Genomic DNA, 8,575 nt, shown 5'->3' with positions numbered 1-8,575 from the left:
GTGGAATCGGCCGCGACCAGCCAGTCCAACTCACCCGCGGCATCGGCATCGGATTGGGCGCGGGCAAGCAACTTGGCCCAGGTGCCATCGGAGCTCCACCGGGTCAACCGCTCATAGGCGGTCTGCCACGGCCCGAACTGCTCGGGCACCTCCCGCCACGGTGAGCCGGTGCGGTACTTCCAGGCGATCGCCTCGATCACCTGCCGGTGATCACGCCACCGCCCTCCACGCCGACCGGCCGAGGACGGCAGCAACGGCTCCATCCACGCCCACGCCTCATCGGAGACCACCGCTCGATGCTGTCGCATCGCCCGGAGCCTGCCGATCCAAACCGCCAAGATCCGTCAGACACGCCCTAGGGCGACGCCCCCTCGAGCAGGAGCTCCTGGCGGCTGGTGAGCGGGGCGAGCGCCACGTCGAGCGCCCGGTAGTCCTCGCCCCACCGCTCGAGGAACGCCGCCCACGCCGCCTCGTCCCGCCAGCGGTCGACCGTGAGGAAGCGGGTCCCGACCTCGGTCCCGCCGAAGAGCTCCGTGCCGGCGAAGCCCGCGGCCCGGGCGAACAGCCGCGCCCAGTCGCCGTCGGCCCCGTAGGCAGCGACGAACCGGCCGACCGCTCCCGGCGGGACGTCGTACGCCCAGATCCGCAGGTACACGGGCGGGCTCAGCCCAGCGCGAGCCCGTGCTGCGCCAGGGCCTCGTCGAGGATCCGCAGCGCCCTGGGGCCCACGCCGTGCAGCGCGGCCAGCGTCGTGCGCGGGACACCGGCCAGCTGCCCCAGGCCGGTGTACCCGGCGCCGTGCAGCGCGCGGGTGGCCGGGGCGCCGATGCGCGGCAGCTCGTCGAGAGGGGTCACGGGCGGACGGTAGCGCCGGCGTGGAGCGCCGGGCACTCAGCCGCGGACGGCGCGCACCACCCTCCGGACGCCGAGCACCGCGGCCCCGGCGCCGGCGAGCCACGGCCCGACGACGACCACCGGGTCGAGCAGCTGGTGCCGGGCGTCGCTGCGCCCACGCCGTGACCGCAGCCCGCCGCGGGTGAACTCCGTCCGCAGGCCGGTGGCGGGCACGTCGGGCCGCAGCGTGGCGAACGAGCGCAGGTGGTGCTCCCACGCGTCGACCCGGTCACCGGCGATGAGCAGCAGCCAGTGCGCGAGCCGGCCCTCGCTGAAGCGGGCGTAGGCGAACCGGCGGATCGCCCCCGAGAGGCCCCGCAGCGGCTGCGCGGTGCCGAACACCGGCGTGACGAAGGCGTGCTCGATCGAGTGCTCCCGTCCCTCGCTGCCGGGCTGGCGCTCGGGGAAGTCCCAGCGCGCGCCGGTGTCGGCCGGGTACTGCAGCTTCGGGTACGAGGGCCGGTCGGCCGGGTCGAGGTCGGCGCCCCAGCCGGGTATGCGGGCGCGCAGCTCCTCCCGGCTGGGTGGTGGGGTGCGCTTGTCCCGGACGTAGGCGCTGGGGACGTCGGGCTCGGTCACGGGGGCTCCTCAGGCCGCGTCGGGCACGATCACCGGCTTGATGCAGCCGTCGAGCTTGCTGGAGAAGACGTGGTAGGCCTCCGCGATCTCCTCCAGCGGGAAGCGGTGGGTGACCACCTCGCGCGGGGTCAGGTGGCCGTTGCGGACGTGCTCGAACATCCGCGGCCACTGCCGCTTCACCGGCGTCTGGTTCATCCGCAGGGTCAGGCCCTTGTTCAGCGCGTCGCCGAACTTCACCGCGTTGGGGATCGGCCCGTAGGCGCCGACGACGGAGACCGTGCCGCCCTTGCGCACGCCGTCGATGGCCCAGTTCAGCGCCACCGGGGAGCCGCCCTGCAGCTTGAGCTTGGTCCCGGTGACGTGCTGCAGGAAGTTGCCGTCGGCCTCCGCGCCGGCCGCCTCGATGACGACGTCGGCGCCGAGGTGGTCGGTCTGCTTCTTGAGCTCGACGACGACGTCGTCGACCTCGTCGTAGTCCAGCGTCTCGGCGTGGGCCATCGTCCGCGCCTTCTCCAGCCGCTCCCGCAGGTGGTCGACGACGATCACCCGGCCGGCGCCCATGAGCCACGCCGACTGCGCCGCGACCAGGCCGACCGGCCCGGCGCCGAGGACGACGACCGTGTCCCCCTCGGCGATCTCGCCGAGCTGCGCGCCGAAGTAGCCGGTCGCGGCGGCGTCGGTCATGACGACGGCGTCCTCGTCGTGCATCCACTCGGGGATGCGCACCGGACCGACGTCGGCGAACGGGACGCGCACGAACTGCGACTGGCCGCCGTCGTAGCCGCCGGTGGTGTGCGAGTAGCCGTAGATGCCGCCGACGGCGGTCGCGTTGGGGTTGACGTTGTGGCAGTTGGAGTACAGGCCGCGGGCGCAGAACCAGCACGACCCGCAGAAGACGTTGAACGGCACCATCACCCGGTCGCCGACGGCCAGGTTCTGCACCGACGGGCCGACCTGCTCGACGACGCCGATGAACTCGTGGCCGAAGGTGTGCCCGATCCGGGTGTCCGGCATGAGGCCGTGGTAGAGGTGCAGGTCGGAACCGCAGATGGCCGCCAGCGTCACCCGGACGATCGCGTCGTTCGGGTGCTCGATCGCCGGGACGTCCTTGTCCTCGACCCGGACCTTGTACGGCCCGCGGTAGACCATCGCCCGCACGCGACCTCCCTGGCTCGACGGGGACCGGCGCCGACCGCCGGTCCTCCCGCCGTGCCCGGCGCCCCCGCGCCGGAAACCGGGCGGCGTCAGTCGGCCGTCGCGCCCAGGCCGCCGGGAGCCTCGCCGTCGGCGGCCCGCCGCCACCTGCCGGCCACGCCGGTGACCTCGGCGAGCAGCCGCCGCAGCGCGGGCACCCGCTCGCCGAGCTCCTCCTCCATGCCGGCCAGCACGCCGCCGGCGTCGGCGGCGAGGGCGCGCCCGCTGCCGGTCAGCCGCACCAGCCGGCCGCGCCGCCGGGCGGGGTCGGTCACCGTCTCCACCAGCCCGAGGCGCACCAGGCCGGCCACCAGGTCCTGCTGGGCCTGCCGGGTGGTGCCCAGCCGCCGCGCCAGCTCCGCCGGCGCGGTGCCCTGCCGGTCGAGGTAGGCGAAGACCAGCGACTGCGCGGCGCTCAGCCGCGGCCACCCGCGGGCGGCCAGCTCCTCCCGCAGCGCGGCGTCGAACGCCCGGCCGGCCTGCAGCAGCAGGTGGGCCAGCGGCAGCTCCTCCCGGCGTTGCACGGCCGTCAGGCTACCTGACACCATCGTGTCAGGACACCTGACGGAGGGAGACGGACGTGGACCTGGTGGTGTTCGGGGCCGCCGGCGGCGTGGGCCGGCACGCGGTGCGGCTGGCGGCCGAGCGCGGGCACGCGGTGGTGGCGGTGGCGCGCACCGCGGCAGGGCACGCGGGCGTGACCGAGCGCCCGGGGGACGTGCGCGACGCCGCCCTGGTGGCGAAGGCGGTCGAGGGCGCCGACGCCGTCCTGTGGTGCGTCGGCGTCACCAGGGGCTCGGGCGGGGACGTCGGCCGCGCGGTGCTGCCCGGGCTGGTGGCCGCCATGGACGCGGCCGGGGCGCGCCGGTTCGTCGGCGTCTCCGGCGCCGGGGCCGACCTGCCCGGTGACCGCAAGGGCCGCGGCGCCCGGTTCGTCTCCGGCCTCACCCACCGGCTGGCCCGCGACCTGGTGGAGGACAAGGAGGGCGAGTACGAGGTCCTCGCCGGCTCCCGGCTGGAGTGGACGCAGGTGCGCCCGCCACGCCTCACCGACCGGCCCGGTACCGGCCGCTACCGCCTGACCTCCGAGGCGCCCGGGCTGCGCGCGGCACCGGTGGCCAAGGCCGACGTCGCCCTGGCCATGGTCGAGCTCGCCGAGGGACGCGAGTGGCTGTCGGCGGCGCCGTTCGTCGTGGCGGCCGACGCGTGAGCGTCCTCGTCGCCGGCGCCACCGGCACGGTCGGCAGCGAGGTCGTCCGCCGGCTGGCCGCGCCCGGCGTCGACGTCCGCGCCGGCGCCCGCGACCCCGGGCGGGCGTCCGCCGGGCTCCCGCCCGGGGTGCCCGCCGTCCGGCTCGACCTCGAGGACGCCGCGAGCTGGCCGGCCGCGCTCGACGGCGTCGAGGCGCTGTTCCTGCTGCGCCCGCCCGAGGTCGCCCGGACCGAGCGCCTGCAGCCCTTCCTCGACGCGGTCGTCGCCGCCGGGGTGCGGCGGGTGGTCCTGCTGTCGGTGCAGGCCGCCGGGCGCAACCCGCTGCTGCCGCACCGGGCGCTGGAGAAGCGGGTGGAGGCCACCGGCCTGGCGTGGACCCACCTGCGGCCGGCGAACTTCTACCAGAACCTGCTCACCGTGCACCGCGAGGAGATCCGCGACCGGTCGCGGATCTCGGTGCCGGCGGGCAACGGGCGCACCGCGCACGTCGACGTCCGCGACCTCGCCGAGGTGGCCGCCAGGGCGCTGACCGAGCCGGGGCACGAGGGCCGCGCCTACGAGCTGACCGCTCCCGAGGCGCCGACCTTCGCCGAGATCGCGGCCACCCTATCGGCGGTGCTGGGCCGCCCGGTGGTCTACCCGCACCCCGGGGTGGTCGCCTTCGCCCGCGAGAAGCGGCGCGAGGGCACACCCGCGGGGCTGGTCCTGGTCATGACCCTGCTGTTCACCACCACCCGGCTGGGCCTGGCCGCGCGCACCACCGACGACCTCGCCCGCCTGCTCGGGCGCGAGCCCACGACCCTGCGGCGGTTCGTCGAGGAGCACGCCGACGCCTGGCGGCCGGAAACCGGTTGAGCCCGTCCCCAGCATGGAGGACATGACCACTCCCCCCGTGCTCGAGCCGGTGCACCGTCCGGAGGACGGCGAGCTCGTCGGCCACCTGACCGCCGCGCCGTGCGACGGCGGGTGGCTGGCGCACGCCGTCCCCGGCACGCCGCTGCGGACCTTCCCCACCCGCGAGGAGGCGCTGTCCTTCCTGCGCAGCCGAGGCCTGGCGCTGCTGGCCGGGCGCTGGGAGTACCGCCCGGCCGACGGCGGCGGGCCGCGCACGGCCTGGCTGGTGGAGGCCCGCCCGGGCGCCGTCGTCGTCCGGTTCGGGTACGACCCCGCGGCGGTGACGCTGACCGGCACGGAGCTCGGGCGGCTGACCCCGGCATAGCGGCCGACCGGCCGGCGTTGCGCGGGTGTGAGCAGCCCGCGGGACGTCGACGTCGTGGTGGTCGGCGCGGGCCAGGCCGGCCTGTCCGCCGCGTACCACCTGGGCCGCCAGGGGTTTGCGCCCGGCAGCGGCGTCGTCGTCCTCGACGGCGACGCCGCACCGGGCGGGGCCTGGCAGCACCGCTGGTCCTCGCTGACGCTGGCCACCACCCACCGCGTCCACGAGCTGCCCGGGCTGCCGTTCGCGCCGGCCTCCGACGACCTGCCCGCCGCCGAGGCGGTGCCGGCCTACTTCGCCGAGTACGAGCGGCGCTTCGCCCTGCCCGTGCAGCGGCCGGTGCGGGTGTCCGCGGTGCGCCGCAGCGGCGACGGGCGGTTCCTCGTCGGGTCCGACGCCGGCGTGTGGCGCGCCCGCGGCGTCGTCAACGCCACCGGCACCTGGACCCGCCCGTTCGTCCCGTACTACCCGGGCCGGGAGACCTTCCGCGGTCGCCAGCTGCACACCGCCGACTACCGGGGCGCCGCGGAGTTCGCCGGGCGGTCGGTGGTGGTGGTCGGCGGCGGCGCGTCGGCGGTGCAGCTGCTCGGGGAGATCGCCCCGGTCGCCCGCACCACCTGGGTGACCCGCCGTCCCCCGGTCTGGCGCGAGGGCCCCTTCGGCGAGGAGCAGGGCCGCGCGGCGGTGGCGCGGGTGGCCGAGGCCGTCCGTGCCGGCCGGATGCCCGGCAGCGTCGTCGGGGTGACCGGGCTGGTGGTCACCCCGTGGGTGCGCCGCGGCCTGGACGACGGCGTCCTCACCCGCCTGCCGGTGTTCGACCGCCTCACGCCCGACGGGGTGGCCTGGGACGACGGCCGCTTCGTGCCCGCCGACGTGGTCCTCTGGGCCACCGGGTTCCGCGCCGCGGTCGGCCACCTCGCCCCGCTGCGGCTGCGCACCCGCGACGGCGTCATCCCGGTCGAGGGCACCTCCGCCGTCGACGAGCCGCGCCTGCAGCTGGTCGGCTACGGGCCGAGCGCGAGCACGATCGGCGCCAACCGGGCCGGGCGGAGCGCGGCGGTCACCCTGCGCCGGTTGCTGGCCGCCGACGACGCCACCGGCGACCTGGCCCGCACCGCCTGACCTCCCGGGGTCGCCCCCCACCGCGCCGTCGGGGGCGGATCAGGGTCGGGTCGGGGGAAGGCCCGGATGTGCCGGGCGGCCCCGGAGCGGGAGCGTTCCCGTCCATGACCTCCTCGGCCTCCCCACCCCGGCGGTGACCCCGTGATCGTCGCCAGCCGGCTGACCAAGCGCTACGGCGAGCGGCTCGCCGTCGACTCCGTCTCCTTCACCGTCCGGCCCGGCCGGGTGACCGGCTTCCTCGGCCCCAACGGCGCCGGCAAGTCCACGACGATGCGGATGGTCATCGGCCTGGACCGGCCCACCTCCGGCACGGTCACCGTCGACGGCGCCCGCTACGCCGACTCCCCCGCCCCGCTGCGCGCCGTCGGCGCCCTGCTGGAGGCCCGCGCCCTGCACCCGGGCCGCACCGCCCGGGCCCACCTGCGCTGGATGGCCGCCAGCAACGCCATCCCCCGCGCCCGGGTCGAGGAGGTGCTCGGCCTGGTCGGGCTGGAGGCGGTCGCCGACCAGCGGGTGGGCCGGTTCTCCCTCGGCATGGGCCAGCGGCTGGGCATCGCCGCCGCCCTGCTCGGCGACCCGCCCGTGGTCGTCCTCGACGAGCCGGTCAACGGCCTGGACCCCGAGGGCATCCGCTGGGTGCGCACCCTGGCCCGCGACCTCGCGGCCGAGGGACGCACGGTGCTCGTCTCCAGCCACCTCATGGCCGAGATGGCGCTGACCGCCGACCACCTCGTCGTCATCGGCCGCGGCCGGGTGCTGGCCGACTGCTCCACCGCCGAGTTCATCGCCGAGCACGCCGCCTCCTTCGTCACGGTGCGCACCCCCCAGCCGGCGCAGCTGGCCGAGCTGCTCCGCCGCTCCGGCGCCGACGTCACCTGCGACGGCGACGAGCTGCGGGTGCAGGGCGCCGACACCGTCACCACCGGCGAGCTCGCCGCCGGCGCCGGCGTCGTCCTGCACGAGCTCGGCCTCGTCACCTCCTCGCTGGAGGAGGCCTTCATGACCCTGACCGCCGGCAGCGTCGAGTACGCCGCCGCCCGCCCCGCCGAGGTGACCCGGTGACCGCTCCCGTCCTGACCCCGCCCCGCGCCGCGGCCGCACCCTCCGGCGGCGCCGGGCTGTCCCGCGCCGTCCGCGCCGAGTGGATCAAGCTGTGGTCGGTGCGCTCCACCGGGTGGTCGGTGGCCGCGATGGTCGCGCTCGGCGCCGGGCTCACCACGCTGGTGTGCGCGCTGGTCGCCCGCGACCTCGCCGACGGGCAGACCGGCGAGCCGGTCGGCGCGTTCATCACCTGGGGGCTGGTCTTCGCGCAGGTGACCGCGGTGGTCCTCGGCGCGCTCACGGTGACCAGCGAGTACGGCACCGGGATGATCCGCGCGACGTTGGCCGCCACCCCCCGCCGCGGCACGGTGCTGGCGGCCAAGGCGCTGGTGCTCACCGCCACGCTGTTCGTCGCCGGCGTCGTCACGGCGTTCCTCGGCTGGCTCGGCGGCAACGCGTTCCTGTCCGCGGAGGGCATCGGCATCGGCCTCGGCGACGACGGGATGGTGCGCTCGCTGCTGGGCAGCGGCCTCTACATGGCCGGGCTCGGGCTGTTCGCCATGGCCGCCGGGTTGCTGCTGCGCTCGACCGCCGCCGTCGTGTCGGTGGTGCTGGCGCTGGTGTTCCTCGTCGGCAACCTGGTGATGCTGCTGCCCGGCGCGCTCGGCGAGTGGCTGACCAAGCTCATGCCGGGCAACGCCGGCTCGCGGATCGCGGCGCCGGAGACGTTCAACCCGGTGCTGCTCGAGCCGTGGACCGGGTTCGCCGTGTTCGCCGCCGAGGTCGCCGTGCTGCTCGCCGTCGCCGCGGTGGTCTTCACCCGCCGCGACGCCTAGAAGGACCCCCTCACCCCCCACGCCTCGCACGCTCGGCGTGGGCCCCTGCGAGGGGGCCGTTCCAGCAGCTCACCTGCCCGCCTCCCGGCTCCGGCCGGGAGGCGGGCACAGTGGAGGGGTGACCTCCCCCGACCCGACCGCCCTGGGCCGCGAGCGCGCCGACCTGCTGCTGAGCCGGCTCGAGGCCGGTGACGGACCCGGTGCCGACGCCGTCCTCGCCGACGTCGACGAGGTGCGCGCCCTCGTCTACGTCGGCGCCGCGCTCACCGCGGTCGCCCGCAGCGAGGCCCGGGCCCTGCCGCCGGCCCAGCGGGCGCAGGCCAACACCCGGCAGCTGCACCTGGGCACCGTCCGCGACGCCGCCCGCGACGACCCCGCCGCGCTGCGCGCGTGGCTGCGCCGCTCGGCGGAGGAGATCCTGCTGCTGCGCTCGCTGCGCGCCGCGGCCGACCGCGTCGCCGGCTGAGCCGGCGGCGCGGGT

13 protein-coding genes are annotated in these 8,575 nt (G+C 76.7%); 7 read left to right on the top strand and 6 right to left on the bottom strand.

Annotated features, from left to right (window positions below):
- From CHC04_RS23795 to CHC04_RS22920, 6 genes are all read right to left on the bottom strand, one after another.
- Positions 1 to 290 (bottom strand): transposase (locus CHC04_RS23795; protein ID WP_176450159.1); only part of this gene is annotated, 290 nt, incomplete at its 3' end.
- Between the two features lie 65 nt (positions 291 to 355).
- On the bottom strand, positions 356 to 655 hold the full coding sequence (locus tag CHC04_RS22940; protein ID WP_089406271.1) for an antibiotic biosynthesis monooxygenase family protein: 300 nt from the start codon (positions 653 to 655) through the stop codon (positions 356 to 358).
- A gap of 8 nt (positions 656 to 663) precedes the next feature.
- Entirely contained in the window at positions 664 to 855 is a 192-nt protein-coding gene (locus CHC04_RS22935; protein WP_089406270.1) for a helix-hairpin-helix domain-containing protein, read from the bottom strand.
- A 36-nt stretch (positions 856 to 891) separates the two neighbouring features.
- The gene (locus tag CHC04_RS22930) at positions 892 to 1,473 is read right to left on the bottom strand and encodes a hypothetical protein (RefSeq protein WP_089406269.1); all 582 of its coding nucleotides are present in this window, start codon (positions 1,471 to 1,473) and stop codon (positions 892 to 894) included.
- 9 nt (positions 1,474 to 1,482) lie between these two features.
- The gene (locus CHC04_RS22925) at positions 1,483 to 2,622 is read right to left on the bottom strand and encodes a zinc-dependent alcohol dehydrogenase (protein WP_245817677.1); all 1,140 of its coding nucleotides are present in this window, start codon (positions 2,620 to 2,622) and stop codon (positions 1,483 to 1,485) included.
- 95 nt (positions 2,623 to 2,717) lie between these two features.
- Positions 2,718 to 3,191 carry a MarR family winged helix-turn-helix transcriptional regulator gene (locus CHC04_RS22920; protein ID WP_176450158.1) on the bottom strand — a complete coding sequence of 158 codons (474 nt, stop codon included), beginning with the start codon at positions 3,189 to 3,191 and terminating at the stop codon, positions 2,718 to 2,720.
- 56 nt (positions 3,192 to 3,247) lie between these two features.
- On the opposite strand from CHC04_RS22920, the gene CHC04_RS22915 reads away from it, so the two are divergent.
- The 7 genes from CHC04_RS22915 (at position 3,248) to CHC04_RS22885 (ending at position 8,560) form a co-directional block, all read left to right on the top strand.
- Positions 3,248 to 3,877 carry an NAD(P)-dependent oxidoreductase gene (locus CHC04_RS22915; protein ID WP_089406266.1) on the top strand — a complete coding sequence of 210 codons (630 nt, stop codon included), beginning with the start codon at positions 3,248 to 3,250 and terminating at the stop codon, positions 3,875 to 3,877.
- Positions 3,874 to 4,734, top strand: coding sequence for an NAD(P)H-binding protein (locus tag CHC04_RS22910; RefSeq protein WP_176450157.1), 861 nt, complete (start codon positions 3,874 to 3,876; stop codon positions 4,732 to 4,734). The genes CHC04_RS22915 and CHC04_RS22910 overlap by 4 nt, the downstream gene beginning before the upstream one ends.
- Positions 4,735 to 4,756: 22 nt before the next feature.
- The gene (locus CHC04_RS22905; RefSeq protein ID WP_141233900.1) at positions 4,757 to 5,098 is read left to right on the top strand and encodes a hypothetical protein; all 342 of its coding nucleotides are present in this window, start codon (positions 4,757 to 4,759) and stop codon (positions 5,096 to 5,098) included.
- A 27-nt stretch (positions 5,099 to 5,125) separates the two neighbouring features.
- Complete coding sequence (locus CHC04_RS22900) at positions 5,126 to 6,217, top strand: NAD(P)-binding domain-containing protein (RefSeq protein WP_089406263.1); 1,092 nt, start codon at positions 5,126 to 5,128, stop codon at positions 6,215 to 6,217.
- Positions 6,218 to 6,358: 141 nt separating this feature from the next.
- Positions 6,359 to 7,279, top strand: coding sequence for an ABC transporter ATP-binding protein (locus tag CHC04_RS22895; RefSeq protein ID WP_089406262.1), 921 nt, complete (start codon positions 6,359 to 6,361; stop codon positions 7,277 to 7,279).
- Positions 7,276 to 8,094 carry an ABC transporter permease subunit gene (locus CHC04_RS22890; RefSeq protein ID WP_089406261.1) on the top strand — a complete coding sequence of 273 codons (819 nt, stop codon included), beginning with the start codon at positions 7,276 to 7,278 and terminating at the stop codon, positions 8,092 to 8,094. Before CHC04_RS22895 ends, CHC04_RS22890 begins: the two co-directional genes overlap by 4 nt.
- A gap of 118 nt (positions 8,095 to 8,212) precedes the next feature.
- Positions 8,213 to 8,560 (top strand): hypothetical protein, encoded by a 348-nt coding sequence (locus CHC04_RS22885; protein ID WP_089406260.1) that lies wholly within the window; start codon positions 8,213 to 8,215, stop codon positions 8,558 to 8,560.
- Positions 8,561 to 8,575 lie beyond the last annotated feature (15 nt).

Source organism: Geodermatophilus saharensis, from assembly GCF_900188205.1.
Classification (GTDB): Bacteria; Actinomycetota; Actinomycetes; order Mycobacteriales; family Geodermatophilaceae; genus Geodermatophilus; species Geodermatophilus saharensis.
Note: the sequence above shows the minus strand (reverse complement) of the source record. Positions and strands in the feature narration are given on the sequence as shown.